This window comes from Streptomyces sp. NPDC047981 (genome assembly GCF_040653315.1).
In the GTDB taxonomy this organism is placed as follows: domain Bacteria; phylum Actinomycetota; class Actinomycetes; order Streptomycetales; family Streptomycetaceae; genus Streptomyces.
In genome coordinates, this window is the sequence record NZ_JBEZNQ010000005.1 from 19,743 (window position 1) to 33,701 (window position 13,959).

The 13,959-nt window shown below is 68.7% G+C and carries 14 protein-coding genes; 4 read left to right on the forward strand and 10 right to left on the reverse strand.

The features are described 5' to 3' along the window. Positions 1–2: 2 nt before the first annotated feature. The 9 genes from AB0E14_RS04705 to AB0E14_RS04745 all read right to left on the reverse strand — a co-directional run bounded on the left by AB0E14_RS04705 (position 3) and on the right by AB0E14_RS04745 (position 9,715). Positions 3–1,445 (reverse strand): ATP/GTP-binding protein, encoded by a 1,443-nt coding sequence (locus AB0E14_RS04705; RefSeq protein ID WP_362411955.1) that lies wholly within the window; start codon positions 1,443–1,445, stop codon positions 3–5. After that, entirely contained in the window at positions 1,442–2,974 is a 1,533-nt protein-coding gene (locus tag AB0E14_RS04710; RefSeq protein ID WP_362411958.1) for an SCO6880 family protein, read from the reverse strand. The genes AB0E14_RS04705 and AB0E14_RS04710 overlap by 4 nt, the downstream gene beginning before the upstream one ends. After that, positions 2,974–4,758, reverse strand: a complete 1,785-nt coding sequence (locus AB0E14_RS04715) for a hypothetical protein (RefSeq protein WP_362411961.1) — start codon at positions 4,756–4,758, stop codon at positions 2,974–2,976. Before AB0E14_RS04715 ends, AB0E14_RS04710 begins: the two co-directional genes overlap by 1 nt. Beyond that, positions 4,736–5,527 (reverse strand): hypothetical protein, encoded by a 792-nt coding sequence (locus AB0E14_RS04720; RefSeq protein ID WP_362411964.1) that lies wholly within the window; start codon positions 5,525–5,527, stop codon positions 4,736–4,738. Before AB0E14_RS04720 ends, AB0E14_RS04715 begins: the two co-directional genes overlap by 23 nt. 10 nt (positions 5,528–5,537) lie before the next feature. Then, on the reverse strand, positions 5,538–5,858 hold the full coding sequence (locus AB0E14_RS04725) for a hypothetical protein (protein ID WP_362411967.1): 321 nt from the start codon (positions 5,856–5,858) through the stop codon (positions 5,538–5,540). Positions 5,859–5,934: 76 nt separating this feature from the next. Next, complete coding sequence (locus AB0E14_RS04730; protein WP_362411970.1) at positions 5,935–6,927, reverse strand: bifunctional lytic transglycosylase/C40 family peptidase; 993 nt, start codon at positions 6,925–6,927, stop codon at positions 5,935–5,937. A 9-nt stretch (positions 6,928–6,936) separates the two neighbouring features. Then, entirely contained in the window at positions 6,937–7,509 is a 573-nt protein-coding gene (locus AB0E14_RS04735; protein WP_362411973.1) for a hypothetical protein, read from the reverse strand. A gap of 204 nt (positions 7,510–7,713) precedes the next feature. Beyond that, the gene (locus AB0E14_RS04740) at positions 7,714–8,058 is read right to left on the reverse strand and encodes an SH3 domain-containing protein (protein ID WP_362411976.1); all 345 of its coding nucleotides are present in this window, start codon (positions 8,056–8,058) and stop codon (positions 7,714–7,716) included. 196 nt (positions 8,059–8,254) lie between these two features. Continuing rightward, positions 8,255–9,715: a prealbumin-like fold domain-containing protein gene (locus AB0E14_RS04745; RefSeq protein WP_362411979.1), complete on the reverse strand. Its 1,461-nt coding sequence runs from the start codon at positions 9,713–9,715 to the stop codon at positions 8,255–8,257. 561 nt (positions 9,716–10,276) lie between these two features. Between AB0E14_RS04745 and AB0E14_RS04750 the strand changes: the two genes are divergently transcribed. The 4 genes from AB0E14_RS04750 to AB0E14_RS04765 all read left to right on the forward strand — a co-directional run bounded on the left by AB0E14_RS04750 (position 10,277) and on the right by AB0E14_RS04765 (position 13,427). Next, on the forward strand, positions 10,277–10,780 hold the full coding sequence (locus tag AB0E14_RS04750; protein ID WP_362411982.1) for a helix-turn-helix domain-containing protein: 504 nt from the start codon (positions 10,277–10,279) through the stop codon (positions 10,778–10,780). Positions 10,781–10,952: 172 nt separating this feature from the next. Beyond that, positions 10,953–11,645, forward strand: a complete 693-nt coding sequence (locus tag AB0E14_RS04755; protein ID WP_362411985.1) for a hypothetical protein — start codon at positions 10,953–10,955, stop codon at positions 11,643–11,645. Between the two features lies 1 nt (position 11,646). Further along, the gene (locus AB0E14_RS04760) at positions 11,647–12,816 is read left to right on the forward strand and encodes an MAB_1171c family putative transporter (RefSeq protein ID WP_362411988.1); all 1,170 of its coding nucleotides are present in this window, start codon (positions 11,647–11,649) and stop codon (positions 12,814–12,816) included. Next, entirely contained in the window at positions 12,813–13,427 is a 615-nt protein-coding gene (locus tag AB0E14_RS04765) for a hypothetical protein (protein ID WP_362411991.1), read from the forward strand. Before AB0E14_RS04760 ends, AB0E14_RS04765 begins: the two co-directional genes overlap by 4 nt. 79 nt (positions 13,428–13,506) lie before the next feature. On the opposite strand, the gene AB0E14_RS04770 is transcribed toward AB0E14_RS04765, so the two are convergent. Continuing rightward, positions 13,507–13,959: hypothetical protein (locus AB0E14_RS04770; RefSeq protein ID WP_362411994.1), on the reverse strand; the 453-nt coding region annotated here is incomplete at its 5' end.

A 13,959-nucleotide genomic window follows, 5' to 3' on the forward strand; every position in this document is an offset into this window, starting at 1 on the left:
GGTCATGCGGCCGCGAGCTCGGCCGACTCGTCTTCGTCGGCCGCGATCTCGGACATGGCGTTCGAGGAGAAGCAGAGCTGTTCCTCGGTGGTCGTCAGCAAGTGCTGGACGCCGGGGTAAACCGTTTCTCCTACCTTCCACAGCGCTACGCCGCGCCGAAGACGTGGGATGTGGTCGGCCGTCCAGGCCGGCAAGTTGAGCCGGGCCACCACCTCGCGTGCCTCGTCCGCCTTCATCGAGTAGATGACGAGGGTGTCCGCCATCTTCAGTGCGGCGGCGGTCTCGGTGCTGTCGTCCACGTCCGAGAGGTGGTGGACGATGAAGATGCAGCTCAGGCCGTATCCGCGGGCGAATTTGAGGAACTTCTCCAGCAGCTTCGCGAGCTGCGGGGTGCCGAGGATGTGCCAGGCTTCCTCGAAGATCAGGATCCGCTTGATCTGGTTGTAGCTCCGGCAGCCCGTAGCCGGGTTCCCGCCGCGCTTCCACGCGCCGGACGCAGCATCGGTGATGACGCGGCCGTGTGCATCGGGCGGAGTCCCGCACTCGCACTCACCCCGCAGCCACACCTCCTCCAGGAACACGCTGATCACGGCCATGAGGATCGTCATCGCCGCGCCGCCCGAGGGAACGCGCGCGAGGTCGAAGACGATCATCAGCGCGTCGAGGTCGACGCTCAGCGAGGTCGGACCGTCGAGCATCCCGACCAGGTCGCCGCCGCCGGCCGCGTCGTCCTCGGTGCCGCCGCACAGCCGGTCCAGGACGTAGGACGCCTCCAGACCGTCCGCGAGGAGTTCGTCGAGGCTGCGCTTCTTGGCCGCAGCGTCCTGCTCGGTCGGGTGGCGGAGCGCGTATGCGACGTCGGGCAGGATCGCGACCCGGTCCTCGCTCCCCGCGCGCTCGTTCGCCCGGCGTACGGCGATGCGGAGGGCGCTGCCGGCGAACTCGTCCAGGTTGCGGCCGAGCCCCAGCTCGACGACGGTTCGGACGAGCTCAACCTGACGCCGGCCGCTGATCGCCGGATCCAGCGGGTTGATGCACGCCGAACCCGGGCCGCCGCCCGGAACGAACTTGATCGGCTCGGAGCCGGTCAGCGCGCGGCACACGGCCGCCCACTCGCCTTCCCCGCTCTCCTTCTGTTCCTTGGTGTCCAGGATGGCCAGACGTCGGCCCATGCGGGCCTGGCGCAGGGCGTACGTCTTGTTCAGGGCGGACTTGCCGCGGCCGGTGTCGCCCATGACCAGCATGTTTCCACCGGGCAGACCGTCACCGAAGATCGAGAACGGGCAGTAGATGAAGGCCTTTCCACTGAACAGCTCCCGACCGACGACCACGCCGGCCGTGCCGAGCGTGGGCGGGGCGATCGGCAGGTACAGGGACTGCGAGGCCCGGGTGGTCGTGTAGAGCGGACGGGTCGCGGTTTCCTTCGAGGGGGAGAAAACGCTCACTTCTTGATCCCTCCAGCGAAGGGCAGGGTGGTCGCGAAGGCACGGTGGTGCTCGAGGTCGAGCCACTCGATGCCGAGGTGGGAGGAGCGGGCCTTGGCACCGGTGTCCCGCTTGGCCTTGGACAGTTCCTTCTCGGTTCGCGCCGAGACGGTGATGTAGCCGACGATCGCCGCACCCGCGGCGCCGGAGGCGGCCAGCTCCATGCCGCGCTTGGCCGTGGCCTGCGTGGCGATCAGGTCGCGCGGGTCGACGTTCCGGCCGAGACGCAGGTCGCGCTGGATCTCCGCCTGGTTGTTGGTGTCCTCGCTGAGCATCCGCTTCACGGCGGCGTCGTTCGGCTCCAAGTGCGTCGTGACCGCGACCGTGCGGATGACGTCCGGCAGGCCGATGAGCAGCGGCGCCATGAAGTCGGGGCCGACCGGTGTGTTCGGCCAGGACACGACGGCCGCCGTCGAGTGGTACCAGCCGTCCGGCGAGTCGGCGGCGCGGGCACGGAACCAGCGCTTGTCGACGACCTCGACCTGGCGGGGGAAGGCGTGCTGCATCGGCAGGCTCTCGTCCCAGATCAGATGATCGGGGTCGTACGAGTTCCTGATCAGGGCAGCGAGCGCCCCGAGGTCCATGGGAGCGACGACGCGGAGTTCGGCGTCCTCGCAGCGGGCCCACAGCTCCTCGGCCGCGGCGGCCATCACCGCGGCGATGCCGTCGTCGCCCTCGCCGCGCTCGTACGACTCCGCGGCGAAGTCCTTGTTCCACGTCGCGTACGCGACGACGTAGTACCGGTGCTCCTCGGCGCTCGTGCTCACTGCGTCGGACAGCGCGTCGTACGACTGGGCGAGCCAGCCGGGGACCTTCGCGGTGGCTGGCGACTGCGCGCGGGTGGCGATGTGCTGCTGGTGGGCCTCCGGGTCACTCTTCAGCTGGCGGGCGAGGACCGACATGCGGTCGATCGGGTTGTCCGTGCTGTTGCCGAAGGAATCGAGCAGTGCACCCCACCGCTCCAGGGCGAGCTCCTGCTCGGATCGGTCCTTGCCCGCGTGCCCGCGCGAGGCGATCTCCAACGCGAACGTGACGCAGCCGAGCTCCGGCTGGAGGACGACGGCGATGTCCTGTCCGCGGACAGAAGTGGTGATCGGCCGCATCCGCTGGATACCCGGAGCGGGCTCCAGCGCGGCTTCCGGTGCGGTCCCGTCCCGGCGGACGCCGGCCTCGATGGCCGGGGACGTCCAGACACCGCCCGTCACCTTCAGGGTGCGCTTGTGGTCGCGCTGGATCTTCCACCACTTGTAGAGGGTGCGCCGGGAGGAGGCGCCCTTCGGCTTGTACGGCACGAACACGGCGCCGGCTGCCGCACCGACGGGCAGGACGATGGCCATCACCGCGAGGACGGGCACAGCGGAGAAGATGAAGCCAGCTAGGACCGCGATGGCGGCGGCGCTGACCAAGAGCACCTGCTCGCCGAGGTCCCGCTTGCCGACCAGCCCGGTCGGCCGCGGCTTGCCGAAGACGTATGTACGGTCAGCGGCCATTAGCTACCACTTCCTCCTGATGTCGGCCGGGTGGGATTGGCCGGGGCTGACGGGGTGGGCACGGTCGAGGGGACGGCTCGTGCCGCGGTGCCGCTCTGGGTGCTGGACGCGGGCGACGGAGGGGTCGCTCCTCCCCCGTTGTGCGAGGGGGCAGCTGACGCCGAAGGCGCGCTCGCGGGTGTGGGTGACGGGACCCGGGACGGGCCGGTCGGTCCGGACCCGGACGGTCCGGCAGCCGGGGGGCCCGTCGGCGTCGGCGTCGGGATTGTGGACGGGCCCGTAGGCGTGGCCGGCGCAGACGACGGGGACGAGGAGGAAGATCCCTCTCCGGAGCCACCGGCGTCGGCCGGGACAACGGACGATCCCGTCGGGTTGGCCGTGCCGTTGCCCAACGACGAGGGAGTTGAGTCGCCTTCGCCGCCTTCGCCGCCGACGGGCACCGTCGAGGTGCCGGTGGGGTTGGTGGAGGGAGCGGTGCTCGGCGCGCCGCCGCTGCCGCCGCCGGACTGCCCGCCGGAGTCAGGCCCGGGAGTGTCGCCGCCAGCCCCCTGGTCCGCGATGGTGTCTGCGCCCTCGGCCTTGTTCTTGGCCATGTCGACGCCGGCCTTCGCGACCGCCGCGCCAGCAGTCACAGGGTTGGAGAGCGCGGCGGCTCCGCCACCGCCGCCGACCACCGAGTTCGTCATGCGGGCGTTCATCGCAGAGTTCGCTGCCTGCGCGGGGCCCGGAACGGCGGCGGCCGGGCCGGACTGGGCGGCGGCCTTCCGGGTGTTCATCAGGTCGCCCATCTGGTCTCCGAACCCGGGCAGCCACTTGTAGAGCGAGGCACTGGAGAACACCGCGAGGAACAGCAGCAGCGCACCGACCAGGAGCGTGTTGACCGCTTCCGAGTTGGACTGCGAGTCCGAGTTCATGATCGCCGCGGCGAGGCCGAACAGCATGAACAGGACCGGCTTGGCCAGCAGGAGGGCCAGGAGCATCCCGGCCCACTTCTTGGTGCGCCCCCACAGGTCACGGTCAACCAGGCCCGCGTTCACGATGGGGCCGAGCGCCGCACCGATGTAGAGGGCGCCGGCGCGGATCAGCAGCTCGATCCACACCAGCAGCGCGGCAATGATGATGATCAAGAAGACGATGATCAGGACGACGGGGGCGTTCGTGCCCTGCGTCGCCAGGATCACCTTCGTGAGCTTCTCGATGAAGCCCTTGCCCTCCTCGATCGCGCTTCCCGCGAAGACCTTGGTGATCTCGTCGACGAGCTGGTTTGCCAGGACGAGGACGGCGGGCGTGAAGGCGTTGACGAGGACCTGGACCAGGAGGAGGCCGACGGCCTCCGAGATGGCGGTCGTGAGGGAGACACCGGCCATGGCGCGCTTGGCCACCGCGATCAGCCAGAGGATCAGGGTGAACAGCGTGGCGGCGGCGAAGATCAGCGCGTACTGCTTGAGGAAGCCCGGGTTGGTGAAGTCGACCTTGGTGGTCTTGTCCATCAGGCCGATGATCTTCTCCAGGAACCAGGCCGCGGCCTCGCCCATCTTCTTCGCGATGAAGCCGAGCGGGTCGGAAACGAAGTCCGCGACCGCGCCCGCTCCGTCGACGACGTCGCACACCGTGGAGACACCGGGGATGTCGCACGGGCCGGGGATGGCCTGCGCCGGAGGGGCGGTGAAGATCAGCCAGAGGGGTGTCAGGAGGGCGGCGGTGATCGCCGCAGGGATGCCACGGAAGGACCAGCGCCTCGGCGCGCGGCGCGGCTGGGACTCAGCCTGCGTACGGCGGGGCATCCGCGTCACCTCCCAGTTCACGGAAGGAGTTGGGGGACGACGGCTGGCCGGCCGTGGCCTGCGGCACCAGCCCGGCGGACCGGGTGATGGTCACCGCGCGCCAGTCGCCCTCCACCCACCGAAGCGTGTAGTTCCACTGGTTGAACTCGCTGGTGGGGGGCAACTTGGAGTTGGCGTCGGCCACTCCGGTCACCGCGGCGGTCCAGAGCTCCACGGTGGCCAGGTCCTTGCTGAAGCTCGTCACCTGCGCGGCGAGCGTGGCCTGCCGGTTGATGAGGGGCGCTCCGTCGACGGTACGCCCGTTCTGCAGGATGCCGAGCTTGCCCATCGCGGTCTCGGTCTGCTCGTCGAGCGTCTTCAGCCGCTGGGCGACGGCCTCGGGCGCCATGATCACGGAGGTCACCTTGTGACGGGTGTCCTTGTCGGCCAGGAACTTCGCCGTGGACTGGGCGGCCTGGAAGTTCGAGGCGGCAGCCTTTGCCCCCGCCTCGGTGCGGGCGTACCCGACGGGCACCCCGTCCTTCTTGTGGAGCCCGTCTCCGGTCTCCTGCGAGGTGGTGGAGCCCGAGCCGTTGTCCGCGCCTGAGGCGGCGGGGGTCTGCGCGGCCGGGCTGTCGCTCCTCCCCGAGGTGGCGAGGTTGGCGATGAGCAGCCCGGCCACGGTGACGACGACGATCGCGATCACGACCAGGGTGAGGGGACGGGGCCCGCGGCGGGGGGCGCGCTCGGCCGACCACGGCCGGCCTTCGGTCTTGGTGTCGTTGGTCATGGAGGCCGCCTCAGATACCCATGCCGTAAACGAGCATGAAGATCGTGGAGGCGGACGCGACGAGGAAGATCCCGGCCAGGCCCCCGACGATCTGACCCTTGCCCTGGTCGGTGTGCATGGTGGAGTTGCCGGAACCGAACCAGCCCTTCGACTTGGCGACGCCGAGGAGGAATGTTGCGGCGGACACGGCGAGGACGACTGCCGCGATAACGCCGATGATCACCTTGGAGGTGTTGCCGAGCGCGCCGAACGGCCCCCAGGTCGGCTTCACGCCGCCGATCACGTCGTTGACCCCGTCGGCGAGGATCGTCCACTTGCTGTCAGATGCCATGGTTTGTCCTTGATTTGCAGGAATGCCGGTACCGGAGTGGCCCGGGCGCGGGAAGGAAGAGTCGAGGAGGCTCAGGTCAGCCGATGTGTCGCATCGCGACGATCTGGCCCTGCCACCAGGACAGGGGCTTGATCCGGACGTTGAGGCCGGTCCTTGGTGCCTCGATGACCTGCGAGCCGCCGATGTACATGCCGACGTGCTCAGGCACCGCGGCGCTACCGACGCTGAACAGCAGATCGCCGGGGCGGAGCTGGCTGACCGAGTTCACGGGGGTGCCGGAGTGGACCTGGTCGTAGGTCGTCCTCGGCAGGTTGACGCCGGCCGCGCCCCAGGCCATCTGCACGAGCGAGGAGCAGTCGCAGCCCTGCATCCCCCGGTACGGGGACTTGCAGGTGCCGCCCCACTGGTAAGGGGTGTTGAGCGCGGTCTTCGCCGCGGCGATGGCGCGCGCCGCGCCGCCGGACCCGGGCGGAAGCGGTACCTGGCCGTCGGCCATGGCCGCCCACTTCGCTGCGAGCGTGGTGATCGTCTCGACGTAGTTGCGGGTCTCGTCGAAGGGCGGCACGCCGTTGTACTTGAGGACGTTGCCCTCGCCCGCGTTGTACGCGGCCAGCATGTTCTTCACCGAATCGCCGGGGACCTTCTTGACGATCTCGGCCAGGCGGCAGTCGTACGCCACGGCGGCGGGAATCGCGTCGGCGGGGTTCAGCGGGTCCTTTTTGCCGTCACCGTCCCCATCGACTCCGTACGTTGCCCAGGTGCCCGGAATGAACTGCGCGATGCCCAGGGCGCCGGCCCCGCCGTCGGGCGGGTTCTTGCGGAATCCCGACTCCTGGTACAGCTGGGCTGCGAGAAGGCTCGCAGTGACCTGCGGGCAGCTCTTGCCCATCGCCTTCTCGATCAGCTTCCGGACCCAGTCCGGTACCGGAGCGTCGGCGGTGATGGACCCGCCGGGGCCGGTGTTGTTCGCGCTCGCACCGCCCGCTCCACCGAGCATCAGCAGCAGGGCAAAGATCATGACGAAGCAGAGGGCAGCGATCCCGCCGCCCCACTTGAGGATCTTCTGCACGCCGGCCGCCTACGCGTACGGCAGCGCGATGACGCGCCACCTGCCGTCGGGGCCTCGCTCGAGCTGCAAGGCGACCTGCTTGGTGTCGCTGGTCGTCTTGCCCTTCTCGGGGGCTTCGGTGAGCCGGTACAGGACCCTTGCGAGTGCAGTGGTGTTCGTGGGGGCCGGCGCGCCGTCCGGGATGGAGACCTTCAAGACGGTCGCGGTGACCGTCGTCTTCTCGGCGGTCCACTGCCGCCACAAGGAGGCCGTGCTCGGGCGGTCGGTGCTGATCGCGGCGCCCAGGTCCTCGGACGCGAAGGCGGCGGCCCGCTTCCCGGCGTCGGAGTACGACTTGTCCTTCCCGGGGCGTGCGTCGTGGCTGGCCCAAGCCGTGGTGAAGTCGGCTGCGACCTTGGCGACGTCCTTGGGCAGTTCGGCGCCTTCGGGCGCCGCGGGTCCCGTCGGGACCGGAATGGTGCCGTTCCCGGGAACCGGGCCGCCCGGCCAGGCCGAGGTCGAAGGGGAGGATTCGGGTGCCGACTGGACTGTCGTGCCGGACCCGCAGGCGGTGAGCGCCGCCCCGAGAGCGACGACCAGCACACCAGAGGTCAATCGTGAGCAAATGCGTATAGAACGAACTTCTGAAGGCATGAGGGATCCGCCTGCGGGGGTCGAAAAAGGCAGGGAGAGGCGCGTACCGGGTCCGGAAGACCTAGCGGTGCGCCGTACTTCGTCCGCGGACTGGTGCGACGGGGGCGGCTGAGCCTGGAACGCAGCCGCTCCCGTCATCGAGGGGCTCGACCCCTACGAGAGGTTCATCTGGACGGCCAGGTAGCTGGTGGAGACCCAGCCCGTCTTGCCGGTGTTGGCGCCGCTGCGGACCTTCACGTAGGCCCAGGTGGTGGAGCGCCAGCACATGACGGTCACCTTGGTGTCGGTGCTCAGCAGGCCCAGGCTGGCGTAGCCGCTGCTCGGGCCGCTGCGGAGGTGGACGGTGGTGTCCGTCCACGCGGTGTAGTCGGCCATGTTCCTGGTGCACGAGCCGGCACCTACGGCAGCAGCCGCTGGACTCGACATGGCGGTGACGCCACCGATGGAGAGGGCTGCGACAGCCGTCGCGGTGGCAGCCTTGTGGATCAGAGAACGCATGGGTGTTCCTCGTACGTCTGGAAGAAGGGCTGACGCGGCCCGTGCGGCGTCCCGGTAGGAAGCAGGGTGAGCGGGGGCAACACCCGTGTCGTGGGAGCCGCTCGCGGAGGCATGGCGGGGTCAGTGCCGGCCGGACTGGTGGGTCATCGCGAGCGGAGGAAGAGAGCCAGCCGCCGGGCCGCGTAGCGCATCAGGATCAGGACTCGTCGGACCCGGCCGTCTTGCGGCGTCGGGCCACGGTGAGGACGCCGCCGCCGACAAGCAGCAGGCCGGCGGCAGTGGCTGCCAGGGGCGCGGTGAGATCCGCGCCCGTGTGCGCGAGTTCGTCCCCGGACGGCGGTGTGGCCGGCGGAGTCGTCGGCGGCACCGCGGGCGGAGTGCTCGGCGGTGTGGTGGCCGGCGGCGTGGTCGGTGGAGTTGTCGGCGGCGTGGTCGGCGGCTTCGGCAGCGGACTGTCGAAGACCGTGATCACGGTCTCCTCTCCCGCCTTCACCTCGAACCGGGTCGGCTTCTTGTCGAGCTCGTAGCCCTCAGGGGCCTTCGTCTCGACCATCCAGTACGTCCCGGCGGCCAGGTCGACGGGCGCGGACTTGCCCCCCTTGCCGGTGGTCACCGTGGTGACGAGGCCGCCCGGCTTGCCTTCGGCGCCGGACGCGTCGTTCGCCCGGATCTCGTACGTGGCCGGAGAATCGATCTCCTTGCCGCTCGCACGGTCCTTCTTGAGCGCGATCACGATCGAGGCGGGCTCGAACTCGATGGCGCCGTCCACCTTCAGCGTCTTCTTCTCCGCTGCGAAGAAGATCAGCCGCTGCATGGGCTTGCCCGACACCTGCTTGTCGGTGGCCCAGAAGGAGGGCGTGTTCACCGTGACATCGGCGGCGAACGATGCCCCGGCCTTCTTCCCCGGCTTGTCCGGGGTGAACGCGAAGGTCGTCTCGCCCTTGTCGTTCGTGACGCCGACGGTGCCGGGCGCCTTCGGCGCGGCGACGTTGTAGAGGCTGGTGGTGCTGATCGAGACGCCAGAGACCGGCTTCTTGCCCTGGGCCACCTTGACGGTGAGGTTCTTCTCCGCCGGGATGCGCTCGTAGGGGTACTTCTTACCTGCCCCGGGAACGGTGAGCATGTACGGGGCGGCGTCGATGGCGGCGACCTCGGAGCGGAGCCGGTTGAACTCGTCGACGATAGGAGCCGTGTCGATCTTGGCGTCGGCGCCGAAGCCGGCGACTGCGCCATGCGGCATTCCCTTCGCCAGCCAGGACTTCCACGGCAGCTTCTCGCTGTTGAAGCCGTCCTCCTTCACCCCGTCTCGGTCGGCCAGGGCCCAGGAGAGAAGGGATGCCGCCGCGGTGGTGTTCCGGCCGGCAGTCGTGTCGGGGAGCTTGCCGTACTGCGCGGCGATGTAGGCGAGCTGGGCCTTGGTGTCGGCGCCGAGCTCAGCGGGCGCCTGCTCCGGCTTGTAGCCGTTGTCCGACCCCTCCTTCGGACCGAAGAGGTTGAAGTCGAGGCAGAAGGCCGCCGACCCGTTGTCCAGGAGGTGCGTACCTCCCCAGAAGGTGCTCTGCTTGCCGGTCTTCAGCTGCCAGCCGACCGCGCGCCCCTTGTTTCCCTCACGGTCGGCCGCGACTGCGGGAGCCGAGAAGAGTGCTGGTCCAGCCACTGCCGCCGCCACAACGGCGGCGCCGGCGACGGCCGTACCTTTGCGCACGAGTGATCGCATGAAAAACTGCCCTCATCCAGGGGACTGGACCGCAGCTTCCTACGGCGAGACGGTCCAGCACCCGGTGAACCGCGCCCCCTTCCGAGGCGGCGCGTCCCGGTGTTCGGAGGGATCCCACTCCCTCCGGACACCGGCCTTGCTGACGAGGCTTGACGCCGCGACACGAGCCACGACCCTTCCCCCGACCGCATCCGGCGCACACACGATCAACAGGTTTAGCGTGCTAGACGTAGAAGCCTGAGCTTGTGTTCCCCTGTTCATCTAGCGCGCTAGATGAGGCTGGATGAACATACGTTGATCCAGGTGGCGGCTGTCAAGCGCGTATGTGTCGTATTGGGCGATCGTGTGATGGGCGTCATGTTGAGCGCTTGATCATTAAGTGAGTTAGACGCAAATTGCTTGATCGTGTAGCGCTTGCCGTCTAGGGCGATAGATAATGAGGGTGGTGGTTCAGGCGTGAACTACAGGATGATCCGTAGTGGACGGGAGCAGTGAGCGGCGATGGGTGAGGGCACCCCCACCGGCCGGCAGACCTTGGCCGAGCGACTCGACTTCTTGATCACGACGATCCATCCAGACAATCGTGGCCCGTACACGTACATGGAGATCGCTGAGGGCACGAAGAAGTTGCCGGGCCCGTCGGTCTCGCACGGCACGGTGCAGACCATCCACAAGAACACCAACACCAACCCTGGTGTGGACTCCCTGCGTGCCATCGCCAACTTCTTCGGGGTCACCGTCGGTTACCTCGCAGAGGGCGAGGATGCGGAGGCGATCGAGAACCGAATCGAGGAGCGCATCGCGCGCCTCCGTGAGGAGAACCGCAAGGCAGCCGAAGCCGATGAGCTCGCCCAGGTCCTGGAGGACGAGAACGTCCAGGCCGCGGCCTTCCGGCTCAGCGGCCTGTCCGCAGGTTCGCTGAAGTCGGTCACGGGGCTCATCAAACAGCTCCGCCGAGCGGAGGGGCTGCCTGACGCGAAGCCGCCGCGCAAGCGGAAGCAGTGAGACGCCGCTCACTCGTGTAAACGTCACAACCTGGGGTGTTTCGGGCAACCGGAACGCCCCATTTCGGTCTCTGTGGCTGGTCCGTTTAAGCTGCAAACCGGTAAGTAGTACGCGAACGGCTCGAAGTGGTTGATCTTCTCGCCGGCGGGTTGCGACGGCGAGGAGGGAGACCATGCGGTGGTGGAAGCGGACCGACGCCGAGTGCGCGGCCATCGCTGACCAGCTGGTCATCCCTCAGCCGTTCAACCTCGAAGCCTTCTGCGACGGGATCGCGGAGCAGCGGGGCCGCCCGCTCATCCTGCTCCCCCTCGACGGGCCGCCCGACCCCGCCCTCCCCTGCGGCATCTGGCTCGGCCTCGATGTCGCCGACCTCGTCTTCTACGATGCCGTCGCTGCGGAGATCCTCAAGGTGCAGATCGTGCTGCACGAGATCTCCCACATGCTGCTCGGACACGTCGCCCCCGAACTTGACCTGGCCGACCAGCCGAGCGAGGGAGAGCTGGCCCTCGCCTCCGAGCACTTCCAGCGCCTGCTCGCCCGCACGCACGGGGGCATCTCCGGCATCGACCGCCCGGACCTGCCTGTCGCCGCGATCATCCGTGCCGAGGCGGCCCGGATCCGGGCCATGGCCACCATGACCGAAGCGATCGACGAGGAACTCGGCCTCGACTTCGACCGTATTGCGCACCTGATGGGCCGCTCAAAGTTCGCGACGCCCCAGGAACGCAAGGCAGAGACCCTGGCCACGCTCATCCACGAGCGCGCCAGCCGGTACATGACGCAGTCGACCTCCACCGAGGCCGAACAGCGTCTTGTCCGCCTCCATGACGCCCTCGGGCATCCCGTGCGAAACACCTGGTCCTGAAGTGAAACACCTAGAAATCGCCGTCCTGATCATGCTCTGGGCGGTGACGATCTGGCGCGTCCCCTCTGCCCTGCGCACCGTCAAGCAGCGAGCCCTATGGGTCGCCTTCGCGGCCCTCACGCTGTCGATGACGCTCCGCCTCCCCGGCGTCATGCACGGCCTGGACGACAGAGTCGGGATCAACAACCTCTCCACCCTCATCAAGCACTGGCTCGGCATGATCGCCGCCGGCGCCGTCCTCGACTTCGTCGTCGCCATCGCCCGCCCGGAGACCGGCCGGCGAGTCAGGCCTCGCCACTACGTGGCCCTAACCGCCATGGCCCTCATGGCGGTCCTCTTCCAGTTCGTCCCCCGACGGCAAGAGGTCGAGGACTTCTTCGAGGCGAACGTGGGCCAGACCTGGGCCACCGCGTACTACCTGGTCTTCATCGTCTACCTGGGCATCGCCATGGCCACCGCGAGCTGGCTGTTCTGGGGAAGCGCCCGTCTGGCGAGCGCTCGATGGCTCCGGATCGGGGTACGCCTCATGGGCATCGGAACCGGAGTCGGCGTCGTCTACACCCTCGTCCGCGCCGTGTACCTCATCTGCCGACTGGCCGAAGTCACGTCCGCCGGCGCCGACGACACGGTCGACACCGCCACCGACCTGCTGAAGTACCTGGCCATCGGCTTCATCCTCGTGGGCAGCAGCATCCCGGCCTTCGGCGTCGCCTGGAGAAGCATCCAGGACTGGCGGCACCTTCGTGCGCTGCAGCCCCTGTGGCAGGACCTCACCGCCGCCACCCCCGACATCGTGCTCAAGGCGCGTCTTCTCCGCGGCCCACGCCTGCAACTGCACCGCCGTGTGATCGAGATCCGGGACGCCGGCCTCGCCCTCGCCCCGTACGCAACCAGCGAGGTGCGGGAAGCCGCCGCGGCGGCGGCGAACGCGGCCGGGCTCAGTCCGGAGGCCGTGGAGCCGACAGCCGAGGGCTTCTGGCTCCGTGCCGCACGAGAAGCCAAGGCTCAGGGAGCCCCCCTTGTCCACGAGGTGGCGGTGCCCGGTGCCGAAGGCATCGTCGATCTGGACTTCGAGGCCGAAGTCGCCCGGCTCCTCCAACTCGCCCGCGCCTACCACTCCCCCGAGGCCGCTGCCTTTCTCGCCTCGCTCCGACAGGAGGTCATGTCGTGACCACCACCGCAACCACCCGGCCCACGGAGTCCCGCGCGACGGAGTCTCGCGCCGCCCGGCTCGTCACAGACGGCCTAGACCCCAAGACGTGGATCATCGCGGACACGATCCTCATCGGCTGGCACACGGACCGCCTCGCGGGCATCGGCTGGGGCCTGCTTGGATGCCTGTTCGCGGCCGTCATACCCGTGGCCTTCATCAAGTACGGCATACGCCGAGGCCGCTGGGCCGACCGCCATGTAGGCCAGCGTCAGCAGCGCATCATTGTGATGATCTTCATCATCGCCTCGGTCGCCACCGGCATCACCCTGATGTGGGCCTTCGGCGCCCCGCAGCCGATGATCGCCCTCATCGCCGCCATGCTCACCACCCTCGCTGCCCTGCTTGCCGTCACGCCCGCCTGGAAGATCAGCGTCCACGCCGCGGTCTCCTCCGGCAGCGTCGCCATGCTCGCGCTCGCCTACGGGCCCTTCGCGCTCGCCGGGTACGCCTTGGTCGCGCTGGTCGGCTGGTCGCGGGTTGCGCTCAAGGACCACACAGTCGCTCAGGTCCTCGCCGGAACCCTTGTCGGAGCCGTCGTCGCGGCTGGCACCTTCGCCATCCTCCGGTAGTCCGCGCGAGCACGAGTCCGGGGCGGCACCCATGCAGGTGCCGCCCCGGACTCGTCTCTGCCCGTTTCGAACGGCGACGTCAGTTGACGCGCTCAAGTCGGACAGGGATTTTGAAGTAGTCGCCCAGCGCGAGCCGCGCCAGGACAGACTGCTTGAGGTTGTGAGCCTTCGCCGTGGCCTGAAGCGTCGGCATCCACTTCATCGACACGGAGTACTGCAGCCGGGAGTTGGCCGGCTCGACCTTCCTCGGACGGCCAGGCCCACGCTCGATCATCTCGAGTCCCGGGAAGAGACCACCCTCGTGGACGGGCCCGCGGGCTTCGACGATGAGCTCGGGGAGCCGGTCCGCGCACTGAGCCACCGCGGTGAGGATGATCACCTCCGCCGACTTTCCGGTCTGCTGCATCTCCTTGACCTTTGCCGCGATGGAGCTCGGAACGTAGGTCTGGAGGGTCATCTTGCCGGTCGCCGAACCCAACTGGTACTCGGACTCGTCGTAGCCCGTACTTTCGGCTTCGGCGCGGGCGGCCTC

Coding starts and splice junctions, on each gene's coding strand:
- AB0E14_RS04725 (WP_362411967.1), bottom strand. CDS start 5,858: ATGGCATCTGACAGCAAGTGGACGATCCTCGCCGACGGGGTCAACGAC.
- AB0E14_RS04715 (WP_362411961.1), bottom strand. CDS start 4,758: ATGCCCCGCCGTACGCAGGCTGAGTCCCAGCCGCGCCGCGCGCCGAGG.
- AB0E14_RS04755 (WP_362411985.1), top strand. CDS start 10,953: ATGCGGTGGTGGAAGCGGACCGACGCCGAGTGCGCGGCCATCGCTGAC.
- AB0E14_RS04710 (WP_362411958.1), bottom strand. CDS start 2,974: ATGGCCGCTGACCGTACATACGTCTTCGGCAAGCCGCGGCCGACCGGG.
- AB0E14_RS04720 (WP_362411964.1), bottom strand. CDS start 5,527: ATGACCAACGACACCAAGACCGAAGGCCGGCCGTGGTCGGCCGAGCGC.
- AB0E14_RS04750 (WP_362411982.1), top strand. CDS start 10,277: ATGGGTGAGGGCACCCCCACCGGCCGGCAGACCTTGGCCGAGCGACTC.
- AB0E14_RS04740 (WP_362411976.1), bottom strand. CDS start 8,058: ATGCGTTCTCTGATCCACAAGGCTGCCACCGCGACGGCTGTCGCAGCC.